At 55.5% G+C, this 21847-nt stretch carries 28 protein-coding genes and 3 pseudogenes; 14 read left to right on the top strand and 17 right to left on the bottom strand.

The window, feature by feature from the left end; genetic code table 11:
- Nucleotides 1-2: 2 nt before the first annotated feature.
- The 4 genes and pseudogenes from MX657_RS11170 to MX657_RS11155 form a co-directional block, all read left to right on the top strand.
- Nucleotides 3-227, top strand: a pseudogene (locus MX657_RS11170) (DUF4926 domain-containing protein); the annotation flags it as partial.
- Nucleotides 228-245: 18 nt separating this feature from the next.
- Nucleotides 246-344 (top strand): annotated as a pseudogene (locus MX657_RS11165) (type VI secretion system tube protein Hcp); the annotation flags it as partial.
- 196 nt (nucleotides 345-540) lie between these two features.
- Nucleotides 541-1515, top strand: coding sequence for a DUF1852 domain-containing protein (locus MX657_RS11160; RefSeq protein ID WP_119915581.1), 975 nt, complete (start codon nucleotides 541-543; stop codon nucleotides 1513-1515).
- 24 nt (nucleotides 1516-1539) lie between these two features.
- The gene (locus MX657_RS11155) at nucleotides 1540-2568 is read left to right on the top strand and encodes a methionine synthase (protein ID WP_346808499.1); all 1029 of its coding nucleotides are present in this window, start codon (nucleotides 1540-1542) and stop codon (nucleotides 2566-2568) included.
- On the opposite strand, the gene MX657_RS11150 is transcribed toward MX657_RS11155, so the two are convergent.
- The gene (locus MX657_RS11150) at nucleotides 2565-3503 is read right to left on the bottom strand and encodes a LysR family transcriptional regulator (protein ID WP_346808498.1); all 939 of its coding nucleotides are present in this window, start codon (nucleotides 3501-3503) and stop codon (nucleotides 2565-2567) included. The genes MX657_RS11155 and MX657_RS11150 overlap by 4 nt on opposite strands.
- Before the next feature lie 99 nt (nucleotides 3504-3602).
- Between MX657_RS11150 and MX657_RS11145 the strand changes: the two genes are divergently transcribed.
- On the top strand, nucleotides 3603-4037 hold the full coding sequence (locus MX657_RS11145) for a DMT family transporter (protein ID WP_217479583.1): 435 nt from the start codon (nucleotides 3603-3605) through the stop codon (nucleotides 4035-4037).
- A gap of 4 nt (nucleotides 4038-4041) precedes the next feature.
- On the top strand, nucleotides 4042-4500 hold the full coding sequence (locus MX657_RS11140) for a DMT family transporter (RefSeq protein ID WP_252001557.1): 459 nt from the start codon (nucleotides 4042-4044) through the stop codon (nucleotides 4498-4500).
- Here MX657_RS11140 and MX657_RS11135 read toward each other — a convergent pair.
- From MX657_RS11135 to MX657_RS11100, 8 genes are read right to left on the bottom strand one after another with little or no spacing between them, the layout of a single operon-like run.
- Nucleotides 4497-5030, bottom strand: a complete 534-nt coding sequence (locus MX657_RS11135; RefSeq protein WP_346808497.1) for a DUF3833 domain-containing protein — start codon at nucleotides 5028-5030, stop codon at nucleotides 4497-4499. The genes MX657_RS11140 and MX657_RS11135 overlap by 4 nt on opposite strands.
- Entirely contained in the window at nucleotides 5027-5551 is a 525-nt protein-coding gene (locus MX657_RS11130; protein WP_346808496.1) for a hypothetical protein, read from the bottom strand. The genes MX657_RS11135 and MX657_RS11130 overlap by 4 nt, the downstream gene beginning before the upstream one ends.
- Nucleotides 5548-6033 (bottom strand): DUF2878 domain-containing protein, encoded by a 486-nt coding sequence (locus tag MX657_RS11125; protein ID WP_333015884.1) that lies wholly within the window; start codon nucleotides 6031-6033, stop codon nucleotides 5548-5550. The genes MX657_RS11130 and MX657_RS11125 overlap by 4 nt, the downstream gene beginning before the upstream one ends.
- Nucleotides 6030-7250 (bottom strand): SAM-dependent methyltransferase, encoded by a 1221-nt coding sequence (locus MX657_RS11120; protein WP_252001554.1) that lies wholly within the window; start codon nucleotides 7248-7250, stop codon nucleotides 6030-6032. The genes MX657_RS11125 and MX657_RS11120 overlap by 4 nt, the downstream gene beginning before the upstream one ends.
- Nucleotides 7247-7969: a DUF1365 domain-containing protein gene (locus MX657_RS11115; protein WP_346808495.1), complete on the bottom strand. Its 723-nt coding sequence runs from the start codon at nucleotides 7967-7969 to the stop codon at nucleotides 7247-7249. Before MX657_RS11115 ends, MX657_RS11120 begins: the two co-directional genes overlap by 4 nt.
- Before the next feature lies 1 nt (nucleotide 7970).
- Complete coding sequence (locus MX657_RS11110; RefSeq protein WP_346808494.1) at nucleotides 7971-9230, bottom strand: NAD(P)/FAD-dependent oxidoreductase; 1260 nt, start codon at nucleotides 9228-9230, stop codon at nucleotides 7971-7973.
- On the bottom strand, nucleotides 9227-9946 hold the full coding sequence (locus tag MX657_RS11105; RefSeq protein WP_346808493.1) for an SDR family NAD(P)-dependent oxidoreductase: 720 nt from the start codon (nucleotides 9944-9946) through the stop codon (nucleotides 9227-9229). Before MX657_RS11105 ends, MX657_RS11110 begins: the two co-directional genes overlap by 4 nt.
- Nucleotides 9943-10377, bottom strand: a complete 435-nt coding sequence (locus MX657_RS11100) for a nuclear transport factor 2 family protein (RefSeq protein ID WP_080327177.1) — start codon at nucleotides 10375-10377, stop codon at nucleotides 9943-9945. The genes MX657_RS11105 and MX657_RS11100 overlap by 4 nt, the downstream gene beginning before the upstream one ends.
- Nucleotides 10378-10634: 257 nt before the next feature.
- Here MX657_RS11100 and MX657_RS11095 point away from each other — a divergent pair, with 257 nt between their 5' ends.
- Nucleotides 10635-10832, top strand: coding sequence for a hypothetical protein (locus MX657_RS11095; protein WP_024908361.1), 198 nt, complete (start codon nucleotides 10635-10637; stop codon nucleotides 10830-10832).
- A gap of 1 nt (nucleotide 10833) precedes the next feature.
- Nucleotides 10834-11622 carry a hypothetical protein gene (locus MX657_RS11090; RefSeq protein ID WP_080327178.1) on the top strand — a complete coding sequence of 263 codons (789 nt, stop codon included), beginning with the start codon at nucleotides 10834-10836 and terminating at the stop codon, nucleotides 11620-11622.
- 75 nt (nucleotides 11623-11697) lie between these two features.
- Here MX657_RS11090 and MX657_RS11085 read toward each other — a convergent pair whose 3' ends face one another.
- On the bottom strand, nucleotides 11698-12075 hold the full coding sequence (locus tag MX657_RS11085; protein WP_080327179.1) for a winged helix-turn-helix transcriptional regulator: 378 nt from the start codon (nucleotides 12073-12075) through the stop codon (nucleotides 11698-11700).
- 89 nt (nucleotides 12076-12164) lie between these two features.
- Between MX657_RS11085 and MX657_RS11080 the strand changes: the two genes are divergently transcribed.
- On the top strand, nucleotides 12165-12944 hold the full coding sequence (locus MX657_RS11080; RefSeq protein ID WP_119915569.1) for an SDR family oxidoreductase: 780 nt from the start codon (nucleotides 12165-12167) through the stop codon (nucleotides 12942-12944).
- Nucleotides 12945-12998: 54 nt separating this feature from the next.
- Here the strand turns inward: MX657_RS11080 and MX657_RS11075 are convergent, their stop codons facing one another.
- Nucleotides 12999-13574 (bottom strand): TetR/AcrR family transcriptional regulator, encoded by a 576-nt coding sequence (locus MX657_RS11075; protein ID WP_346808492.1) that lies wholly within the window; start codon nucleotides 13572-13574, stop codon nucleotides 12999-13001.
- Between the two features lie 104 nt (nucleotides 13575-13678).
- Between MX657_RS11075 and MX657_RS11070 the strand changes: the two genes are divergently transcribed.
- The 3 genes from MX657_RS11070 to MX657_RS11060 all read left to right on the top strand — a co-directional run bounded on the left by MX657_RS11070 (nucleotide 13679) and on the right by MX657_RS11060 (nucleotide 15503).
- Nucleotides 13679-14146, top strand: coding sequence for a DUF1348 family protein (locus MX657_RS11070; protein ID WP_346808491.1), 468 nt, complete (start codon nucleotides 13679-13681; stop codon nucleotides 14144-14146).
- Between the two features lie 89 nt (nucleotides 14147-14235).
- Entirely contained in the window at nucleotides 14236-14829 is a 594-nt protein-coding gene (locus tag MX657_RS11065; RefSeq protein WP_119915566.1) for a TetR/AcrR family transcriptional regulator, read from the top strand.
- Nucleotides 14830-14903: 74 nt separating this feature from the next.
- On the top strand, nucleotides 14904-15503 hold the full coding sequence (locus tag MX657_RS11060; RefSeq protein ID WP_346808490.1) for an NAD(P)H-dependent oxidoreductase: 600 nt from the start codon (nucleotides 14904-14906) through the stop codon (nucleotides 15501-15503).
- A 51-nt stretch (nucleotides 15504-15554) separates the two neighbouring features.
- Here MX657_RS11060 and MX657_RS11055 read toward each other — a convergent pair whose 3' ends face one another.
- Nucleotides 15555-16031, bottom strand: a complete 477-nt coding sequence (locus tag MX657_RS11055) for a WbuC family cupin fold metalloprotein (protein ID WP_346808489.1) — start codon at nucleotides 16029-16031, stop codon at nucleotides 15555-15557.
- Between the two features lie 292 nt (nucleotides 16032-16323).
- On the opposite strand from MX657_RS11055, the gene MX657_RS11050 reads away from it, so the two are divergent.
- Complete coding sequence (locus MX657_RS11050; RefSeq protein ID WP_080327187.1) at nucleotides 16324-16794, top strand: hypothetical protein; 471 nt, start codon at nucleotides 16324-16326, stop codon at nucleotides 16792-16794.
- Between the two features lie 46 nt (nucleotides 16795-16840).
- On the opposite strand, the gene MX657_RS11045 is transcribed toward MX657_RS11050, so the two are convergent.
- The 4 genes and pseudogenes from MX657_RS11045 to MX657_RS11035 form a co-directional block, all read right to left on the bottom strand.
- The gene (locus tag MX657_RS11045; RefSeq protein WP_119915563.1) at nucleotides 16841-17767 is read right to left on the bottom strand and encodes a LysR substrate-binding domain-containing protein; all 927 of its coding nucleotides are present in this window, start codon (nucleotides 17765-17767) and stop codon (nucleotides 16841-16843) included.
- Nucleotides 17768-17876: 109 nt separating this feature from the next.
- A pseudogene (locus MX657_RS23695) lies at nucleotides 17877-17989 on the bottom strand (MarR family transcriptional regulator); the annotation flags it as partial.
- A gap of 72 nt (nucleotides 17990-18061) precedes the next feature.
- Nucleotides 18062-19108, bottom strand: a complete 1047-nt coding sequence (locus MX657_RS11040) for a bifunctional transcriptional activator/DNA repair enzyme AdaA (protein ID WP_346808488.1) — start codon at nucleotides 19106-19108, stop codon at nucleotides 18062-18064.
- Nucleotides 19092-19868, bottom strand: coding sequence for an isocitrate lyase/PEP mutase family protein (locus MX657_RS11035; protein ID WP_346808487.1), 777 nt, complete (start codon nucleotides 19866-19868; stop codon nucleotides 19092-19094). Before MX657_RS11035 ends, MX657_RS11040 begins: the two co-directional genes overlap by 17 nt.
- A gap of 200 nt (nucleotides 19869-20068) precedes the next feature.
- Here MX657_RS11035 and MX657_RS11030 point away from each other — a divergent pair, with 200 nt between their 5' ends.
- Nucleotides 20069-21340: a serine hydrolase domain-containing protein gene (locus tag MX657_RS11030; protein ID WP_346808486.1), complete on the top strand. Its 1272-nt coding sequence runs from the start codon at nucleotides 20069-20071 to the stop codon at nucleotides 21338-21340.
- Here MX657_RS11030 and paaY read toward each other — a convergent pair.
- On the bottom strand, nucleotides 21249-21845 hold the full coding sequence (gene paaY / locus MX657_RS11025) for a phenylacetic acid degradation protein PaaY (RefSeq protein ID WP_346808485.1): 597 nt from the start codon (nucleotides 21843-21845) through the stop codon (nucleotides 21249-21251). The two genes, MX657_RS11030 and paaY, sit on opposite strands and share 92 nt — an antisense overlap.
- Nucleotides 21846-21847: the final 2 nt, after the last annotated feature.

The following is a 21847-nucleotide window of genomic DNA, read 5'->3' as shown; positions in this document are numbered from 1 at the left end:
AAATGAAAAGAGCCGAATTAGACGTTGTGGTTTTAGACGAAGATTTACCGGATGAAGGACTGGTAAAAGGGGCTGTTGGTACGATTGTTATGGTTTTCGATACCCCGACACTGGGCTATCTTGTCGAATTTTGCGACGAAGAAGGAAGAACAATAGCAATGCCTGCTTTGCTACCCGCTCAGCTAAAGAGTTATTTCATTCCTGGCACCCTCAAAACTCGGTTGGTTCGCCCTGAATAAAGTGTGGTTGAAAGCGTAAGCCCGCAGTATGAAAAAATTACCTGGCGCATCGTCGACGGGAACATCATGCGCAGCGACGCCTGGAACGAACGTCCTACAGCATAGCCCTAAGGGGCTCGCTGCCTCTTACTCTTTCACTTCCCTGCCTGAAGCAATCTGAAGTTTCCACCCTGCGTCTTCCTGGTCATGAACTTCCCTCATGTTGCATTGAAATTAAGTCACTTCCCCTGCGCCGCGGGCTCAGGCATAAATTATGCATTGGTAACTTCTTAGCAACATGAACTTAGGATGCATAACCACAATGAGCAAAGCTTTCACCTATACCCTTAAGCGCAGTTGCTTCGATGAGAATTACAACCCGTCCGAAAATACGCGTACGACCACCAACTTTGCCAACCTGGCGCGCGGGGAAAAACGTCAGGAAAACCTGCGCAATACGCTGGTGATGATCAACAACCGCTTCAACGCTTTAGCGCGCTGGGATAATCCAAACGCCGATCGCTACGCGGTTGAGCTTGAAATCATCTCCGTCGACCTGAACATAGGCGCGGAAAAGTCATTCCCGGCCATTGAGGTTTTGCAGACGTACATTGTCGACAAAAAAAATAACCAGCGCATTGCAGGGATTGTCGGGAATAACTTCTCCTCTTACGTACGGGACTATGATTTCAGCGTTCTGCTGCTGGAACACAATAAGAATCAGCAGCACTTCACTGTTCCGGAAAAGTTTGGCGAACTTCACGGCAATATCTTCCGTCATTTTATGAATTCGCCGGAATACAAAGAGAACTTCAGAAAGGGCCCGGTGATTTGCCTGAGCGTCTCCAGCAAAGACACCTACCGCCGTACCGGTAACCAGCATCCGGTGCTGGGTATGGAGTACGCGCCGGACGGCGAGTCGTTAACGGAACTGTACTTCGCCAAAATGGGCCTGAATGTTCGCTATTTCATGCCGGAAAACAGCGTGGCACCCTTCGCTTTCTTCTACACCGGGGACTTGCTGAACGATTACACCGATCTGGAACTGATCGCCACCATCAGCACCATGGAAACATTCCAGAAAATCTATCGTCCGGAAATCTATAACGCGAACTCGGCGGCGGGTCTGTACTACCGCCCGGATCTGAACCAGCAGGATCATTCATTAACCAAAATTGTGTATGACCGCGAAGAGCGAAGCCGACTGGCGATTGAACAGGGCCGATTTACCGAAGCGTATTTCATTAAGCCTTACCAACATATTCTTGAGCAGTGGTCTGATAACTACACGCTTTAATTCATCAAAAAAAGGTCTTTTATTATGAAAACATTGCTCCCGACCTCTACGGCTGGCAGCCTGCCTAAGCCAACCTGGCTTGCGCAACCTGAAACGCTGTGGTCACCGTGGAAACTCCAGAATGATGAATTACTGGCGGGTAAACAGGATGCCCTGCGCCTGTCTCTGGACGAGCAGACTCGTGCGGGCATTGATATCGTCAGCGACGGCGAGCAGACCCGCCAGCACTTCGTCACCACTTTTATTGAACACCTGAGCGGCGTCGATTTCGAAAACCGCCAGACCGTGCGCATTCGTAACCGCTATGACGCCAGCGTGCCCACCGTGGTTTCTGCCGTTGCGCGTCAGAAGCCGGTATTCGTGGACGATGCAAAGTACCTGCGCCAGCTCACGGACAAGCCGATCAAATGGGCCCTGCCGGGGCCGATGACCATGATCGATACCCTCTATGACGATCACTACAAAAGCCGCGAAAAGCTGGCCTGGGAATTTGCAAAAATCCTGAATCAGGAAGCGCGCGAGCTGGAAGCCGCCGGGGTCGATATCATCCAGTTCGACGAGCCTGCGTTTAACGTCTTCTTCGACGAGGTCAACGACTGGGGCATCGCCGCGCTGGAGCGCGCAATCGAAGGGCTGAAGTGCGAAACCGCGGTACACATCTGCTACGGCTACGGCATCAAAGCCAATACCGACTGGAAAAAAACGCTCGGCACAGAATGGCGACAGTATGAAGAGGCCTTCCCTAAGCTGCAGACTTCTAACATCGACATCATCTCCCTGGAGTGCCATAACTCCCGCGTACCGATGGATCTGCTGGAGCTAATTCGCGGTAAAAAAGTCATGGTCGGGGCGATCGACGTGGCGACGAACCACATCGAAACGCCGGAGGAAGTGGCCGATACGCTGCGCAAAGCGCTGCAGTTTGTCGATGCCGACAAGCTGTATCCGTCCACCAACTGCGGTATGGCCCCGCTCTCCCGCCAGGTTGCCAACGGCAAGCTGAAGGCGCTCAGCGCTGGTGCGGAGATTATCCGCAAGGAACTCACCCGCTAACGTTCACGCTGCCAGTACGGCGGCGTGCCGAACAGTTCCACGTAATAATCAATCACCGCCCTGACGTTAAGGGGCGGATGACGCGCGTTCGGGTAAATTGCCGCGATGGTCTGCGGCTCCGTGTTGATCCCGCATTCATGCGCCGGCAGGAGCGACACCAGCTCGCCACTTTTTAGCCTTTCACTCACCAGCCAGTCGGGGAACAGTACGATCCCCATCCCCCCCAGCGCGGCAATCAGCAGCGTTTCGGCGTTGTTGGACGTCATCAGCGGCGCAACGGGATAGTGAACCCATGGCGCATCAGGGCGGCGAATAAGCCAGCGGTTAGGCCCGGACGATCCGCGATACACCAGGCAGCTGTGCTGCGTCAGGTCCTCCGGCCCATCAGGCGCGCCGTGCTGTCGCAGGTAGGACGGCGACGCCGCCAGATGATAAAGCTGCTGCCCGAGCACCCGCGCGTGAAACGAGGAGTCCGTCAGCGTGCCGATGCGGAACAGCACGTCGGCGGCATCCCGATGCGGGTCGATAAAATCATCGGTGAGCGTCAAATCCAGAGTGAGCCGGGGGTAGCGCGCCGACAGCCCCGCCAGGCCTGGAGCAACGTGCCGCTGTCCAAAAAATACCGGGCAGTTAATACGAATCAGGCCCGTTGGCTCGATAGACCTCTCATCCAGCTCCCGGCGCGCCTCTTCGAGACTTCCCGCCATCGTCCGGGCGTAGCGAATGAAAAGATGCCCGCTTTCCGTCGGTATCACGGCCCGCGTGTTGCGATAAAAAAGCTGCTGGCCAAGCGCGTCCTCAAGCTGGTGGATGACACGTGAAACCTGTGAAGCGGAGATCCCTTCCCTGCGCGCAACCACGGAGAAATTCTGCGATTCATAAACCGCGATAAAGATCAGCAGCACGCGAATGCTGATATTTCCGGCATCAATCATTAGTGCATTTCCTGCAATGGTGTTTCCTGCATTATGGCATTTTTCTCACTGCTGATACGCCTTATTCTTCCTCGCCTGAGCAACGAGAGAGTATATGCAATGCAACTTATTTTAATTTTACTGGTGATTGCTGGCGGGATGGGACTGTCCATAGAGGCAGGCCTGCTGGGACCGCTGGGCGGCGAAGTGGGTGATTTATGGGCCACGTTCAGCATCTTCGGCGTGGGCGCCGCGCTGACGTTTCTGCTGATGCTGTTTTTCAGCCCGCGTAACAGTCCGTCTTTTTTCGCACAGCCCGGATGGCAGCTGCTCGGCGGGGTGCTTGGTCCGGTGTACGTGGTCATTCTGACTATCGCCACGCCAGCCATCGGTATCGCCATGACGATGATCGGCATACTGGCGGGCCAGGTTTTCAAAAGCCTGATCATTGACCACTTTGGCCTGCTGGGGACGCCGCACAGGAAGATAAACGCAAAACGCATCGTGGCGCTGATTTTTATTATTGCCGCACTGGTACTGGTCGCACAGGGGTAAACGTATGACACTGATGATGATAATTCTGGCCGTCTTCGGCGGCGCGACGCTGAGCATTCAGGCCGCGATTAACGGACAGCTCGGCAGCAGCGTGGGCGTTTTCAAGAGCGCGTTTCTGACGTTTTCCGTCGGCGCGCTGGTGACCGCCCTGCTCATTTTCTTCTTTGAGCCTAAGCAGACGGTCACGCTGCTGGACGTGCCGAAATGGCAGCTCCTCGGGGCAATGTTCGGCGTGCCCTATATTGTAATAATGGTGCTCGCTGTTCAGCGCATCGGCACCGCCGTCGCCACGGTGGCGGTGATATTCGGCCAGCTCGCCATGAGTATGCTGATAGATAACTTTGGCTGGTTGAACAATCCCGCTATTGCGTTTTCACCGAGCCGTCTGGGCGCGGTGGTTTGCCTGGGGATTGCCCTCTACTTCATCTACTCCAGCGGCAAAACCGGCGATGTTCGCGACTAAGCTTCCGTATTCCGGGTGAAGAACAGCGTCACCGTGGCGACGGTGACGCCAAATTTCTTCATCTCGGTTTTATTGAACAGATGCGTCTCATCCTGCAGGTACATCCAGTCGTCAAAGTTCAGCAGCCAGGTTTTGCCGTTGGCCTTCACGTTCATGCTGTAATGCCAGTTAAAGGCGTTGCCTGCGGCCTGCCCTGAGGCGACCCCTTCAATGTCCCCTGCCGTTCCTTCGTAGCGGTCGTTCCCCACGCGGCGAATATGCCATACCCGCTGCTGTTTTTCGCCATCGTCGTAAACAAAGAGCTCGTTGAGCGTCAGCGTATCGCCGATAACGTCCCCGGCGATCTCAACGTGAAAGCGGCGGATCTGCTTGCCGCTGCGATCCTGCACCATGCCCCACGCTTCGGTTTTACCCTGGAAGTAGTGGAAGATATCCAGCCGCGGCTGCTGCTCGCGATACTCGGTCACCTCGGTGCTGCAGCCAGCCAGCAGCATCGTCAATGCCAGCGCCATCATCAGGATACGTTTCATTTTTGGCCTCCGATCAACTGCTGACGCAGCTCAGGGTATTGCGTGCGGGGATCGAGCCAGATGGCCAGAAAGCGGGTGCTGAACGCTTCCGACTGACGCGGCCCGAGCGGAATAAAGGATGTTTGCGCCATAGACGCGCGGTACCAGAACTGACCCTGCTTATCATTGAGGACAAACGCCAGCTGTGAACCCGGTCGGACATCCGGCCACAGGGACTGGAGCATGCGCAGCCAGGCCTCGCTTTGCGCTTCCTGCGCCAGAATTCCCAGTGCCTGCCACTGATCGCGGGTTGCATCGACCAGCTCATCGCGGTCAATATCGCGTGCGTAGGTGATGATCAACACCAGATCCGGTTCCTCCGCGCGATACCGACCGTCCGGGGTCCACAGCTGGGAGGTATAGACCGTGAACGGCCCCCAGGTTAGCGTGGCGTCGCCCACCTTTCGCCAGGCCAGCCAGTCGGCGGCCCGGACGGCGGGTGCCGCGATTATCAGGCAAATCAGCAGAGCGAAAGCCCTCATTTTTGTCTCCCCATCAGCAGGTGGAAAAACAGCATCAGCACCAGCCAGCCCGGCGCCATCCAGCTGACGACGATAAAGGTCGGCTCCAGAAACGTGATGGCCCCCAGCCGCTCGCCAATCAGATACGCCACCGGTCCCCCCACGGCGGCCAGCAGGGTCAGCAGCCAGCCGGGTAACGTGGTGGTGCGCGTCAGCTGCGTCCAGACCGTGGCAAACATCAGCCACAGCGCCACCATCCATAGCGGCATCAGAAACTCGCCCGTGAAAGCAATCAGCCCCGTCAGCGCCCAGAGCGCATCCAGCAGGCTGCCTGCCGCGGCGAGCCCTACCGCGTACAGACGGTAAGCTGCCGGCAAGGACAGGCACGCCAGGATAGCCAGCCCGAGCCAGATAATCAGGCCGTGTTCGCGAAACATCACCACCAGCGCCCAGTAGAGATCGAACGCCACGGCCAGCAGGAAGACCTGAAGATAACGTCTCATACGCGCTCGGCGGTGAGCTGCACCACGCTGATGGTGCGGGCGTTAAACCCGGCTTCGCAGTAGCCAAAGTAGTAAAGCCACATCCGGCGGAACCGTTCATCAAAGCCGAGTTTTTCGATCTCCTGCCAGGCGTGGACAAAGCGCTGCCGCCAGTGGGCCAGCGTGCGGGCGTAGTCCGGCCCCATGTCGTAGAGATTGCGTACCACGAAATCGGTGTGGCGCGTCATCAGCTCGTTCATCGCGGTAATGCTCGGCAGGAAGCCGCCGGGGAAAATGTAGCGCTGGATAAAATCGACGCTTTTGCTGTAGTCGCGGTAGCGCTGGTCCTGAATGGTGATGGCCTGAATTGCCATTCGTCCTCCCGGACGCAGTCGCGCCTGGCAGGTACGGAAGAACGTGGGCAAATAGCGTTGCCCGACGGCTTCAATCATCTCTATCGAGACCAGCTTGTCATACTGTCCGGTCAGATCGCGATAGTCACAGAGCAGAACCTCAACCCGATCCTGCAGCCCGGCGCGGGCGATGCGCTCGGTCGCCCAGATGTATTGCTCCTGCGAGAGCGTGGTTGTGGTGACCCGACAGCCGTAGTGTCGGGCCGCGTACTCCGCCATCGCGCCCCAGCCGGTGCCGATTTCCAGCAGATGGTCATAGGGGGTTAGCGCCAGCTGGTCACACAGGCGCGCCATTTTGGCCTGCTGCGCCACGGTAAGATCCTGCTCGTCAGCGGTAAACAGCGCGCTGGAATAGAGGAGCTCTTTATCCAGAAAATGGCTATAAAAGGTATTACCCAGGTCGTAATGGGCGGCAATATTTTCACGCGCCTGCGCGCGAGAATTACGCCGCGTCCAGTGGCGCAGGCGTTCCAGCGGCCTGCCGAGCAGGCGAAAGCCGTTTTCCAGACGTCCGAGCACCTCGCCGTTGAGCGCCAGCAGTTCCAGAAGCGACGTGAGGTGCGCGGTTTCCCATTCGCCATCCATCCAGGCTTCTGCAGCCGCGAGGCTACCGCCCGTTAAGATACGCCAGTAGACACCGGAGGTGAGGATCTGCACCTCGGCATGTCGCGCGGAGGATGTCTCGCCAAAATGAAAGGTCTGCGCACCTTCACGCAGCGTGAGCGAGCCGCCGCGAATGCCGCTTAACAGACGGAACAGCAGCCAGCGCGCCACGCGGACGTTGCGCGGGATATCGGGTTCGAGCGCAAAGACGGGATCGGTCATGAGCGTTCACTCCTGCTGACGGGATGGTTATACAGCGGCACGCGCTTGAGCCACAGCCGCAGCGCCTGCCAGTAAATGGCGAGAACGGTTTTCAGGGTCATCAGCGGAATGCGCAGCAGCAGCGAGCGCAGCGCCGTGCGGGTCAGAGGCTCCCGGCGCAGGGCCAGCGTGGCGTCAAATACCTTTACTTCCTGATGATTTTCAATGTGCATATGCAGCGTGTTGTCCGGGTTGTTGAAGCGCCAGTGGTAGATCATGTCCATCGGGTTGAAGGGAGAAACGTGAAACGCTTTCTCCGTGGGCTGAGCATTTTGCCCGTCGACCGCGTAATAGTGACGCTCGTTCCACGGCGTGTTGCGCACCTCGGCGAGCACCCAGCGAAGCGTGTTGTCCTGGTCATAGCAGTAGTAAAAATTGACCGGGTTGAAATGAAACCCGAAATAGCGCAGCTGCGTCAGGAGCATGACCCGCCCTGTGGGACGCTCCCCGGTCAGGCTCTCCAGCCTGTTCAGCACGTTCTCTTTAAGCGGCGTGCCGAGCGGATAGTCCGCGTCGTGGAACGCGGCGGCGGCAAAGCGGTTGCGCCGCACGCCGACGGACGGCAGCAGCGGCAGTTCATCGAGATCCAGCCAGGCCATAAAGACGCTGTAGGTAAATTCGTGGGTTTTCGGCTGGAGGCGGCGGTGACGAAGTACGCCGTGGTAGAGGCAGCTGTTCATCTCAGTTCCCCTCCCCGGCGGCTATCCCATTGACCACGTCCAGCGCGCTGCGTACCCCGTCTTCATGAAAACCGTTGTACCAGTAAGCGCCGCAGAACCAGCTCCGGTTCTGGCCGTTGATCTCGCCGCGCCGCGCCTGCGCCCGCCAGCTTTGCGGGTTAAACAGCGGATGCTCATAGACAAAGCGTTGCAGGACGAAGCGTTTATCCACCGGCGTGTCCGGGTTCAGGGTGACGCAGAACAGCGGGCTGCCCGCAGGCAACCCCTGCAGAATATTCATGTTGTAGGTAACGCAGGCGCTGGCCTGCTCCTGCGCGCCCAGGCGGTAGTTCCAGCTCGCCCACGCGCGCTGGCGCACCGGCAGCCAGCGCGGATCGCTGTGCAAAACAACCTCGTTGCGCTGCCAGCCGATATCGCCCAGCACTTCGCGCTCTACGGGCGTCGGGTCATCAAGCATCGCCAGGGCAGTGGCGGAGTGGCATGCAAAAATAACCTGGTCGAAACCCTGGCTGCCGTTTTCGAGCTGAAGCGTAACGCCGCGCGCGTGGCGGCTCACGCGCTGCACCGGTGAATTAAGATGCAGTTTCAGACGGTCGCCCAGCTTGTCGAGCATGGCGCGGATATACTCCCGCGAGCCGCCCGGCACCACGTACCACTGCGGGCGATGGGTGATATCCAGCAGGCCGTGGTGGTGGAAGAAACCTAAAAAGAGCGGCAGCGGGAAGCGCTTCATCTCCTGCAGCGACGATGACCAGATGGCGGCCCCCATCGGCAGAATGTAGTGGCGCGCAAAAAACGGCGTGAAGCCGTGCTGGTCCAGAAACGTCTGCAGCGTGGCGTTCGGGTCCACCTCCCCGCCCAGCGCCGCTTTCGCCAGGCGGTTAAAGCGGACAATCTCCGCGAGGAGCCGCCAGAATGCCGGATTCACCAGGTTTCGGCGCTGGGCAAACAGCGACGTCAGGGTGTGACCGTTGTACTCAAGCCCCGTCACGGGGTTGTGCACCGAAAAGCTCATTTGCGTTTTTTGCCCGCTGATGCCGAGCTCGCTGAGCAGGCCCATAAAGCGCGGATAGGTGCGATCGTTGTAGACGATAAACCCGGTATCGATCGCGTATGTGCCCTGTGGCGTTGAGACGTCAACCGTTGCGGTATGGCCGCCGGGCGTGGATCCCGCTTCAAACAGAGTGACCTGATGGTGCCCTGCCAGGCGCCAGGCGCAGGTCAGCCCGGCGATGCCGCTGCCGATAATCGCAATGTTCATGAACGCACCATCCTGCGCAGCAGCGCGCGCTGAAGAAACGCAGGCAGCCCGGAGAGCAGCCGCAAAATAAGGCCAAACCCGACCGGAAACGCGATATGCATTTTGCCCTTCGCCAGACCGGTACGGATCGCCTTGACCGCCTCGTCGACGCTCACCCTGCCGGGCATGGCAAAATCGTTTTTTCGCGTCAGCGGCGTATCGACAAAGCCCGGAGAGACCACCGTCACGGCAATCCCTTTTGGCTCCCAGTCCAGCCTCAGGCTCTCAGCAAACCAGCTCAGTGCCGCTTTGGACGCGCCGTAGGCCTCTGCCCGTGGAAAAGGCAGCCAGTGGGCCATCGAGCTCACCAGCACCACGCGGTTGCCGGCAGCCAGCTGCGGCTGCAGCGCGGCCAGGCAGTTCACCGGCCCGAGAAAATTGGTGTTCATGACCCGCTCCACCAGCGTCGCATCCACCACGCCGCCGTCGAGATATTCGCAGGTACCGGCGCAGAGAATAACCAGATCGGCGTAAACGCCGCTCAGCGCCTGGTGACAGGCGTCCCTGTCTGTCATATCGAACAGGCGAACGGAGAGATTGGGGCAGGTTTGATGCAGCGTTTCGAGGCGCGCCGGATCGCGCCCGCAGGCAATCACGTGGTAGCCGTCAGCGGCGAAGGACTTCGCCAGCCCGGCGCCAATGCCCGAGCTTGCGCCGGTAATCAGCACCGTCTTCATGATTTGACCCTCCGCTTCACGCCGCGTACCGCCCAGCCGAGCAGTGGAAGATGTTCGTAGATCATTTCTCCCGCATCGTAGTAGTCCCGCTGACGCGTGATGAGATCGTTTTCGGTGTCCACTACCGAACATCCGGGCAGTTCAAGAGGCTCCCCTCCGGCAATGCGCGGATGCGACCAGTGCATTACCCAGGTGACAACGAACCGGTTCCCGCTGCACAGCGGCGGATCGATGGTAAAACGGCAATGCTCGACGTTAGCCAGCAGATGGGTGAAATAGCGCTGAAGCGCGAAGATGCCGTCGTGTTCGCCAAACGGATCGATAAGCGCGGCATTCGAATGGTAAAGCCCGACCAGCGCCGAAGGCGGCTGGCTATCCAGTGCGGTGTAGTACTCAACAAACCGACTCACGACAGAGGGCAAAGTGCTCATGGGTCACATCCTGGCTGTAAACAACGTGGCGTAATCGCATAATTAAAACTTACACAATTAACGTTACTTGTCCAAGTTTGTGCAAATTTATTTTTTATTAGCTATAAATATCAACGATTTGACAACTCAATCCTTTGACGGTTTTGTAGGCCGGGTAAGGCGTAGCCGCCACCCCGCTTTCACTTTCAGGTTATCCTTAAGGCAAACTCAGCCGTCATCTTCCAGGCTTATCCTTTTTATTCATAAGGATGCCTGACATGAAACGTTTCTTTCTCTCGCTTTTCTCCAGCCCCGAATCCTTGCTCCAGGTAATGAGCCAGCAGGAAATTATTGAAGCCGTGGAAGACGGCGATCGCATCATTATCGACCAGGACGGGAACGCGTCGGTGAACTACAAAAGCAACGAGGTGAGGCAGGATTTTCTGCGTCACGTCAACACGCTGAAGAGGGCCTGATATGGGAACGGCGATATTTATGGTGCTGATGGTTTGCGGGTACTGGTATACCAGCCGCGACCTGTCGACCCGCTTTAAAATCAAGCGTTCTTTCGGCTGGGACGTCTATTTTCTCGTTGCGTTGTACGGCTGTATTTTCGTTCTGCAGGGCGTAATCGCCACGGGGTTACTCTGGCTACTGCTGTTCACCCTTTCCGCCGCCAACAACGCTTTCCATTTTGCCTCACTGAAATATACCGACTGGCAAGTCGACTTTATGAACTGGAGTTTTTTAGGCATTCAGGCGCCGGTGGTGGTGATGCTGGCGTTTGCCATCCTATTTTGCCTCTACCGTTCTAACTGGGCAGGCAGCGCCAGGCTGGACGGTGAAAGCCGGAAAAAGCTCTACAAGCGTCTTGCCCAGTCGAGCGGTATTGAACAGCTGCTGTATCAGTGTATGGAGCAAGGCGAGCTGGCGCAGGTGACGCTCCGGTCGCGGCGGATTTACATCGGCATGATCCACACCGCGACGCTGGAATATGAAAAAACGGCCAATATTGTGCTGATCCCGATGTTAAGCGGATACAGAGACGAGAAAACGATGAATCTGCGCATCGAGAATAATTACAGCAAGTGGTATGCGGAGCATGACATCACGCTCGATTCAGAACCCCGCAGCGCCATGTCTTTCCGAAAGGTGATTTTGCTCAATCAGATTGAGAGCATCTCGTTGTTCGACCCCGCCAGCGCCAGCGCGCTGTCCCTGGCGCAGCGGGACGCCCCCCCTCTTTCTAAAGAGACATCCCCATAATCCTGAGTATGCTCTGCTGTGAGGGGATGCTAATAACCCGCATTAACGAACGGCGAATGACATTAGTTTAAGGCGTCATTCTCCGTTGGGGATCTTTATAGCGCTTACATCGGATGCCGGGCTCGCGTAATCCTCGCGTTTTTCTGCCCATTTCAGCATGGCATCGAGCGCCGGGCATAATGCCTGCCCCCATTCGGTGAGTCGATATTCCACTTTTGGTGGTACCTGAGGATAGACCATCCGCGAAACGATACCGTCGGACTCAAGCTGTCGAAGCTGCTGCGCCAGCATCTTCTGGGAAATACCGGGGATCAGTTTTTCGAAATCAGAGTAACGCTGCACTTTTCCGTCAAAAAGATGAAAAAGAATAATTAATTTCCAGCGGCCTTCGAGCAGCCGTAATACTTGCTCCACGCCGCTTGCGGCAGATTCCGGACTATAAAACTTACTCATAATTTAGTAACTCACTTTTTCGTGCGTACTTGTCAATTTCTCAGTCTATGTTGAATATACCCGTACTGTAAATAACGGGAGTTATGGTCATGTCATTAGATATTAATTTCACAGGCAAGCGCGTACTTGTTACCGCTGGCACAAAAGGGCTGGGAAAAGCAGTCGTCGGGCTTTTAAAACAACTTGGTGCAACGGTATTTACCACGGCGCGCCATGAGCCGGAGGTCAATATCGCAGATACATTCGTAACCGCTGACCTTACGACAACTGCAGGATGTGACCTGGTCGCATCGGCCGTTCAGGAACAGATGGGAGGCGTCGACGTGATTATTCATGTGGCAGGCGGTTCCACTTCACCCGTTGGCGGTTTTGCTGCGCTGGGAGAAGAAGCGTGGCAGCAGGAGCTTAATCTTAATTTGCTGCCCGCCGTTCGCCTGGATCGCGCCCTGCTTCCCGGAATGCTTGCTCAGGGAAACGGGGTAATTATTCATGTGACCTCTATTCAGCGCGAACTGCCGTTACCGGAATCCACCACCGCGTATGCAGCGGCTAAAGCGGCACTCTCGACCTACAGTAAAAGCCTTTCAAAAGAAGTCTCGCCTAAGGGGGTTCGTGTTGTACGCGTCGCGCCCGGCTGGATCGAAACCGAGGCCGCGGTGGCGCTGGCGGAGAGGCTGGCTACGCAGGCAGGCACAGACTACGAAGGCGGCAAGCAGATTATTATGAAGTCGCTGGGTGGAATACCGCTGGGACGCCCTGCCAGGCCGATTGAAGTGGCTAACCTCATCGTCTTCCTCGCATCATCGCATGCTGCGAGTATTACGGGTACTGAATTTGTCATTGATGGCGGCACCATCCCGACGGTGTAACGCGGGTGCTTAATCGACCCCGGATGAGGGCTGATTAAGCACAGAGTCATGTCATTAGCCCGTCAGCTTTTCCAGACCCGTTTTCAACGCGTTTATTACTGATTCTGTATCCATTCCCATTTGGGCATGGATAATAGCCCCGTCGATAAGCATCATAATGTCGTTACAGGTCTTTTCATCCGTTATACCGGCGAACATTTCGATTTTTTTCTTTGTTTCTGTTTTATGGTCTCGGCATATCTCTTTAATTTCATTCTCAATCTCTTCGGATTTTGCCTCTGCGCTGGCGTTAATAAACGCGCAGCCATGAAAATCGGGTGAGATAAACCATTCGTGAAGCGTTGCGGATATCGCATCAGAAGGTGATTCGCCTTCGTCCAGATGTCGACGTAACGTAGCTTCAAACCAGCTAATCCATATTTCATGCCGATAGTGCAAATAGGCGAGAATAAGCAAACTTTTACTCGGAAAGTGGCGATAAAAAGTCACCTTGGTGACTTTTGACGCCTTAATCAGCGTATCCACCCCCGTCGCCCTGAAGCCTGTGGAATAAAACAGATCGTGCGCCGTAAGTAATATTTTATCCCTGACGCTGACTTTTGTTTCGTTACTTGCGGATTCTGATTTCATTTTTTCGACGGCCTCAAAACGGATGTTGACAGCGTTATTTTTCAGGCATAGATTACATCAGGTAGACAGACCTGTCTACTTAATTCAACACTGAGGTTATCGCTATGAACACACGTCCTCCATTACCGCCCTTCACTCGCGAAAGCGCCATCGAAAAAGTCAGACTGGCCGAAGACGGCTGGAACAGCCGCGACCCGGCAAAAGTCGCGCTGGCCTATACGCTGGATACCCAGTGGCGCAACCGCGCGGAGTTCGCCACCAACCGCGAGAAAGCCCAGGCGTTTCTGGCGCGGAAATGGAAAAAAGAGCTGGGTTACCGCCTGATTAAAGAGCTCTGGGCATTTACGGATAACCGGATCGCGGTGCGCTATGCCTATGAATGGCACGATGATTCCGGCAACTGGTTCCGTTCTTACGGCAATGAGAACTGGGAGTTTGAGCCGGACGGGCTGATGAAGCGCCGCTTTGCCTGCGTAAACGATATGCCGATAAAAGAATCTGAACGTCTGTTCCACTGGCCGCTGGGCAGACGCCCGGACGATCACCCTTCTCTGAGCGAACTTGGGCTTTGAAGTTCCGGTTCCGCTCCGGGAAACAACGGGTGCAGCACCCTGCCTAAACGCGTAAACTACCATGAGTAGATAACTGACCCGAGGAAAGCATGGTTGTTAAGCGCTTAAGAAAAGAGGATCGCCGCGTGCAGCTGCTGGAAGTCGCGCGCGGAATCGTTCGTCAGCAAGGCACGGAGGCGCTGACGCTGGGCTACCTGGCGGAGCGGGCCAACGTGACCAAGCCCATTCCCTACGACCACTTTGGCGATCGCGAAGGGCTGCTGATGGCGCTCTACCAGGACTATAGCGATCGGCAGCTGGCGAAGTTCAGGGAGACGCTGGCGGTCGACAGCAAAACGCTGGAGAAGACGATCCGCTTTTTCAGCGCTGCCTATATTGACTGCGCCATTACCGCCGGGCCTGAAACGGGTCCGATTGCGGCGGCGCTATCCGGCTCCCGCGCGCTGCAGACGTTTCGTGAGGCGTGCGTGGCCGAGTGCGCCGACTGCCTGCGCACCGCGCTTTCCCCGTTTATCGTGCTGAAAGGCGTTCAGGGAGAAGCCGCACTGACGGCCATCATTGGCGCGGCGGATGCGCTCAGCACCGCCGCCGGTAACGGCGTGCTGGCCCGCAATGTTGCAGAAGATATGCTCAGCGGCGCGATGTCGGGCGTGCTGGAGACCTACGCGAATAGCACAAAATGATCGTTGGGAGCGGATTGACAGCTAAGTTACCAATAGTAATATAGATACCAATTCTCACCCACTTCGAGGTCGCTATGTCTGCAACACACGCTACAAACAACGCGCTGATCGTGACGGCTCACCCTGTCGACACGTCGTTATCCCATACGCTGGTCGCCCGCATTGCCGGTAAATTACGCGAGCAAGGTACGCAGGTTGAGATCGCCGATCTTCATGCAGAAGGGTTTAATCCGGCGTTTTCTCGCCCCGATTTGGATTTATATCACGGCGATCCGAGCGCGCTTCCCGACGATATTCTGCGCGAGCAGCAGCGCGTCGAGCGAGCGGATATGCTGGTGTTTGTCTTCCCCATTTACTGGTGGTCGGTCCCCGCGCTGTTGAAAGGCTGGTTCGATCGCGTATTAACCCTGAACTGGGCGTATAAGGTGGCCGACGATGGCCGGATTGTGGGCAACTTACGGGACGTTCCCGTCCGCCTGATTGCCACCGGCGGAAGCGATCTCGCCGGATTCGACAAGCACGGCTATTCGACAGCGATTCAGACGCAGATTATCGAAGGGGTATTTGGCTTCTGCGGGTTGAAGAACGTTAAGCTCGATATCCTTTACCAGGCAGACACGGCTGCGCCTGAGCAGGTTGAAGATTTTTTGCAAAGACTCGGCAGCATTCAGTAAAGCGTCCGGTGCCGTCGCGCTTTTCAACGCGTCGGACACACTACAGGAAAATTACAGGATAAAACCCCCGTCACCCACCTGCGCCTGGGCGTACCATTTCATCAGCTCCGCAGTTCCGGGCGCGTTCTCAGCCGGTGCCCATGGGGCGGTATCGTGCTCAGGAACAGGCTGGTACCCCCCGTGCTTTACCTCAAAAATGACGCCGCCTTTATCCAGCGACAGCACGGCATGCCAGGTGCCAGCATCCATCTCCAGCACCTTGCACTCTTCACCTAACACCACGCGCCGGGTCACATTACCGCTGTCGTCAAAATTCAATACCAGAAAACGACCGCTCAGCGCCGTCAGCAGTTCAAACGTGTGCGGATGGCGATGCGGACGAACATAGGTGCCCGGCTCCATGGCGATAGCCAGGCGCTGCACCGGGTCGCTCAGGTCAGGGTGTAAATTACGATGCGCACGTAAGCGCGGGGACTGTGCAGCCTGCTCGCTCTGCAGCTGCAGGTCACTTAAGGTAATTTGTTTCATATAAGCCTTTGAGGATGTGGCGATTAACGGCAAGCCGATTGCTGCACGACGTTATACCATTCTGAAAAGCCGGTAAGCTATGGCGTTTGTGCAACAAAACGCTGCAGTGAGAGGATCTGCAATGTGGGGGCCCAGAGCGCCACGTTGAGTAAAACTCACATTGACTGCCACTATTTATCGTTTTTCAAACGTAACCGCACTGAAATACCATCCATTTACCCCTGGTATACCGCTGTCAAAACAGATAGCGACGTTAAAACAATAAATAAAAATGTGCGGATATGGAGCACCTATGACACTCGATGTTTTATTCCATTTAATGAAAACCCTGTCACCAGAAAAAAGCACCGCTGATGAACATATACCTGCGCTAATCACCTTACTTTCCTCAGAACGTCATCGTTCGGAAGCGATTTCGCCATTTATACATCGACTGCACCTGCTCTCCTTTGCCCAGAGCGCTCCCGGTAATGCCGAGGCGTTACTCTCAGCCCATATTCCAACAGACGATGGACTCCTTCCCCAGCCTGACTTCGCGGACTGGCCCCGGGGGCGTTACGCCGAGTCCGGTGAAGTAAAGACACCGGAGTCAGAGGATTACTACCGTAAAATGACCTCGGCCGCCAATGTGTTACGCGCTGCGCTGATCGAAGCAGAGCGCGCAAAGGGAACGCCTGCGCTTTATATTCTGGATAAATTACTTAACCTGAATAGCGCCCTGCCGGAAAGATATAAGAAGATGGCGAATATCCCCTACGCGTAAACTTATCAAACAGGCAGGATTGCCCGTAAGGAATATCCTGTTTAATTCAAGAAAGCCGCTTTTCATCATACTCAAGACAGACGATATCCAGAGAAGGAACTACCGGCGAATTCAGGTTAAGCCACCCCAGCAGACGTTCAATGCTCTGTCTTCTGAGCGAGTTTTTGGGCCACACAAGATAGTAGCCGTCCCCCGTTGCTATCGCCTCCCTGAAGGGCAGCGCGAGCAGGCCGCTTTTCAGTGCTTCCAGCGTGAGCCGGAGATCGGCCATCGCCACGCCGTGACCGTGCATGGCGGCCAGGCTTCCCTGCTCGAGGGTGTCGAACACTATTCCGCCGCTCATGTCGAGCCCGGGGAAAAGCCCTGTTCTTTTCAGCCAGCGCTTCCAGTCCCGCCTGTCGGGAGAGGGGTGGATAAGATCGCACTCAGGAAGCTGGTGCCGGGCAGACTCAAGCAATGACGGCGGACAAACCGGGATAAGCCATTCGCTGAACAGCAACCGGCTCTCCGTTGACTCGCCGAAATAGCCATTCCCGAGCAGGATCGCACAATCGTATGGCTCCCGGCTGAAGTCAACGGTGTCGAAGTCCATCCAGACGCTGGCGATTTCGATTTTCGGTTTCGCATGGTTCTCGCGAAAGGATTTGAGAACGTTCAGGAGCCATCGCATCGTCAGGGTACTGGGCGCTTTCAGGCGCAGAAGGTGATTTTCACTGCGGAATGCGCGACAGGCCCACTCAATATTCGAGAAGCTTTCGCTAAGCTGGCCAGCCAGAATACGCCCGGCTTCACTGACCTCCACTCTTGGCCCTTGCCGTTTAAACAGCTCGCAATCGAACCACATTTCAAGCGTCCGGACATGTCTGCTAACCGCGCCCGGCGTGATATTCAGTACTTCAGCCGCTTTGCTGAAGGAGTTCAGCCGCGCAGCAACTTCAAACGCGCGCAGGGCGTACAGTGGCGGTAAAGACATACTTTTCCTTTCAGCGAGGTGCGATCAGGGTGTTATTTTTATTATCGGCACTCAGCTACTGGTCACTCAATTCTTCAGGCGGAAATGTTAGCAGTAACGCCCAGAGAATGGATAATGCGTTGAATAAGCCCTGCGTTTCCAGATAGTTGAGCCGGTTCGTCAGCGCCCCGAGGTAATCAGCAACGATTTATACAGCTCCGTGGGCGAAAGGCAATACGGCTCTTCGAGTTCTGAGTGAAAAAGGCTATCGGTTGCTGGTGGCTAACCGTATGTCCGCATTGGCTCATCACACAATTAAGCGTTGTTTTTCTCATGCTCAATGAGCCATTCTTTGCGCGAAATGCCACCACCATAACCTGTCATCTTTCCATCTTTTCCAATTATCCTGTGACAAGGGATCACAATCGCAATCCGGTTTGCGCCATTAGCTGCAGCGACGGCGCGCACAGCATTTGGCTTATTAAGCCGTTGTGAAATCACCTGATAGTGTAAGGTCTGCCCATAGGGAACTGCACGCAACTCATGCCAGACGGATTGCTGAAAATCACTGCCCGGGGCATCTACAGTGAGATCAAACTGTCGGCGAGTTCCATCAAAATACTCGCTGATTTCTTTTACTGTCTGCCGGGTATGGCTGTTTTCTCCGGTGACAATTCTGGCGTTAAATAAACGCTGGATATCGCGAAATTCTGTTTCTAACATCCGGCGATCGGTAAACTCCAGCAGACAAACGCCCCGCTCTGTCGCACAGACAAACATAGGCCCAAGCGTAGTGGTAAACCGATGAATGACAATTACCTGAGTTACCTGAGTCGGCGCTGCGCCAGTAAGCCGCTTGTAGGTGTAACCAAATCCGCTCAGGGATTCATAGCCATTGTCCAGCGCAACGTCAGTCGCCGTTCGTCCGCTTTTCAGCTCCTGCAGGGCAACGTTCACCCGCTGCATTCGCTGGAAAGCCTGAAAAGTGATGCCGTGATGTTGCAGGAACCAGCGTCTTACCCGCTCCGGACTGATTCCATGCTGGCGAAGCTCAGGGTCAGATACACGGGATTTAATATCGCGCCTGACAAGCGCAAGCGCCTGCTCAACAAATAATGGCGCGCTGTGTGCATTTTCAGCGGGTCTGCAGACTTTACAGGGACGAAACCCGGCCGCCAGGGCAGATTTGGCATCTTTATAAAATTCGACATTTTCGCGTTTGGGCTTTCGTGCCCGGCATACCGAAATGCAGAATACGCCGGTGGTTTTGACGCCAACAAAAAATACGCCGGTATATTCTGAAGCTCGTTCGAGCAATGCCTGATACCAGATATCACACAAATTCTTATCGATTATTTTCATCACCAAAAAGTCCTTCAAACGTCTGACGAGTTCGTATCGCTTGCATGACATCAGTCAGCTTTGACTGCATGGCTGAATGAACAAAATTGCCCATTGAAATGCGCTTTACCCCGGCCAGTTTCAGCCTGTCGAACGACGGAAGATCGGGCATACACATGACGTTCAGAGGCAGATGCGTTGCCTCTGCGATGAGGCTGATGTCTTTCTCTGACGTCAGACAGGGAACAAACAGGCCGTCAGCACCTGCAGCTTTATAGCTCTGACCCCGTAATATCGTCTCCTGCAAGGCGTCTTCATGCCCGAGCAGGTAAGTGTCAGTCCGGATATTCAGGAACAGGCTACAATTTTCGCTTCTCAGCGCATTGCATACTGTTTTCAGATTACGGGAAAAATCAGAGACATCGTCAAGCTGACGCCTCCCATTAATGACTCTACTGTCTTCAAGGTTGACGCCTGATACGCCTGTCTGAGCAAGGCGCCTGAGATTAGAGACTATCTCTTCGGCTGAATCACCGTACCCTGCTTCCATGTCAACGCTCAATGGCAGGTTGCTGACCGCCCGGATACGGGTGACTATATAAAATAACTCATTAAACGGCATTCCCTGCCCGTCTTCATATCCCAGCGTGGACGCTATTGCTGCGCTGGACGTTCCCAGTGCCTGATAACCTGCTTCTTGCGCTGCGACAGCACTGGCGGCGTCCCAGACGTTAGCGATAAGAAGGGGCTCATGCTGGTTGTGGAGTTCTGCAAAGTTCATATTCATATCCTCTCAATAGATTGAAAATGAATCTAAGCATTCAGGAAGAACGTCACAACCGAAATTCAGACGACCATTTTTTAGCAAGCCTAGTCTGAATTCCACCTACGCGGCGTCTTTCGTGCAGAAAGTTTACATTCATACAGGCTAAGTGTGATACATTCCTGCCGCGCCAATGACCACCTCTCTCGCTATCAGGTATGCAGAACACAACAAAAAAAATTCGCTGGCTTCTGCTTACCCTCCCACTACTTAGCGGTTGTGGTACGCTCTCGCAAATGTCCTCCCCGGAAGGTACTCAGGAACTCCTCACCCATGAATCGCTGGATGGCGACGTTGACAGTGTAGTGCGACACTATATGGCGCAAAAATCCGTTCCCGGGATGACGGTCGCGGTGATCCACAATCACGGCTCACCGCAGTTTTACACCTGGGGCGTAACCGATGCAGTCCATCGTTACCCGGTCAGGCCAGATACCCTGTTCGCTCTCGGCTCGCTCAGCAAAGGGATCACGGCGGAAGTGGTGGCCTGTCTGGTCAGTGAGGGGCAGTTGAACTGGAACGACAACCTGACGACCTTACTCCCGCCAGGAACGCCGCTTAGCGCGGATGCAAAAAAAATTACTCTGCTGGAGCTGGTAACCCACACCTCCGGCCTTCCGCGCCAGAATATGGACGTTCCGATGCTCGGAAAATTTATCCGCTATTTAAGTACGGGTGATAATTTTTATGGTGAGCTGGATAGCGATAACGTGCTGCGTTATCTTGCGAACTGGCGCGCGCCGGGAGATAAAACGCCGCAATATTCCAATACCGGCTACGCCCTTATCGGCTACATCCTCAAGCATAAAACCGGCGAAGATATTCAGAGTTTAGCCTCGCGCTATATTTTCCGTCCGCTGCAGATGGTTAACAGCAGCTTTACGCCCCAGCTGCTCAAAGGATACCCTCAGCGGGCGCTCGGCCACGCGGGCGATCAGCCAAAATTTATCCCGCGCGGGCAGCTCACTCCGGACTGGCATTTTTCCAACAACATGGTGGCGGCAGCGAGTTTATACAGTAACGCCGAAGATCTGGCGGCCTATGCCCGCTATCACGTCTCTACGACCCACAATCCCTTGCTGGACAGCGTCTTTGACGAAGTCAGAAATACCGATATTCAACGCCCTGACGGGGTGCAGGGCATTGCCTGGACCACCGATTATATTGGCCTCGAAAAAATCACCTATCAGGTCGGCTATATCGGTGGCTACTCCAGCTTTATCGGTTATGACAAAGACAGGGGCAATGCGGTGGTCGTGCTGCAAAATACGTTTAACTGGAGCAACTATATTGGCATCGCGCTATTGATGGATATGGCGAAAAAAGACGGCCTTACCCCTACATCGCCGACTTCGGCCTTAAGTTCTCATCAAACGCCAGCCGTTTCCGGTCAGGCTCAGCCTCGCGCAGCGGCTCAACCTGGTGCATAGTTAGCTTGCAGCGCTCTACCAGCACCTGGTACTCACGCGTGCCCTGCCGCTTCCATGCCAGCTCCTGCTCGCTCAGCTCGCGAATCGCTTTGGCCGGGCTACCGATAATCAAATGGTTGGCAGGCATCTCCGCTTTCGCCTTCACGAACGCCGCCGCACCGACGATGCTGTTTTCACCAATCACCGCCCCGTCCATTACCACCGCATTCATGCCCACCAGCGCGTTGCGGCGGATGATGCAGCCGTGCAGGATGGCGCTGTGGCCGATATGCCCGTCCTCCTCCACCACCGTGTCCTGTTCCGGGAAACCATGCATCACGCAGTTATCCTGAATGTTCGCGCCGTCTTTCACCACGATACGGCCAAAATCACCGCGCAGGCTGGCGTTCGGTCCAACATACACGCCCTTGCCCAGAATCACGTCGCCAATCAGCACCGCCGTTGGGTGAACATAGCTCTCGTCCGGCACCACCGGCGTCAGACCGTCAATTTGATAAACTGGCATCT

This window comes from Enterobacter chuandaensis, assembly GCF_039718975.1.
GTDB lineage: Bacteria > Pseudomonadota > Gammaproteobacteria > Enterobacterales > Enterobacteriaceae > Enterobacter > Enterobacter chuandaensis.
This window is presented reverse-complemented; position numbering and strand designations above follow the sequence as displayed.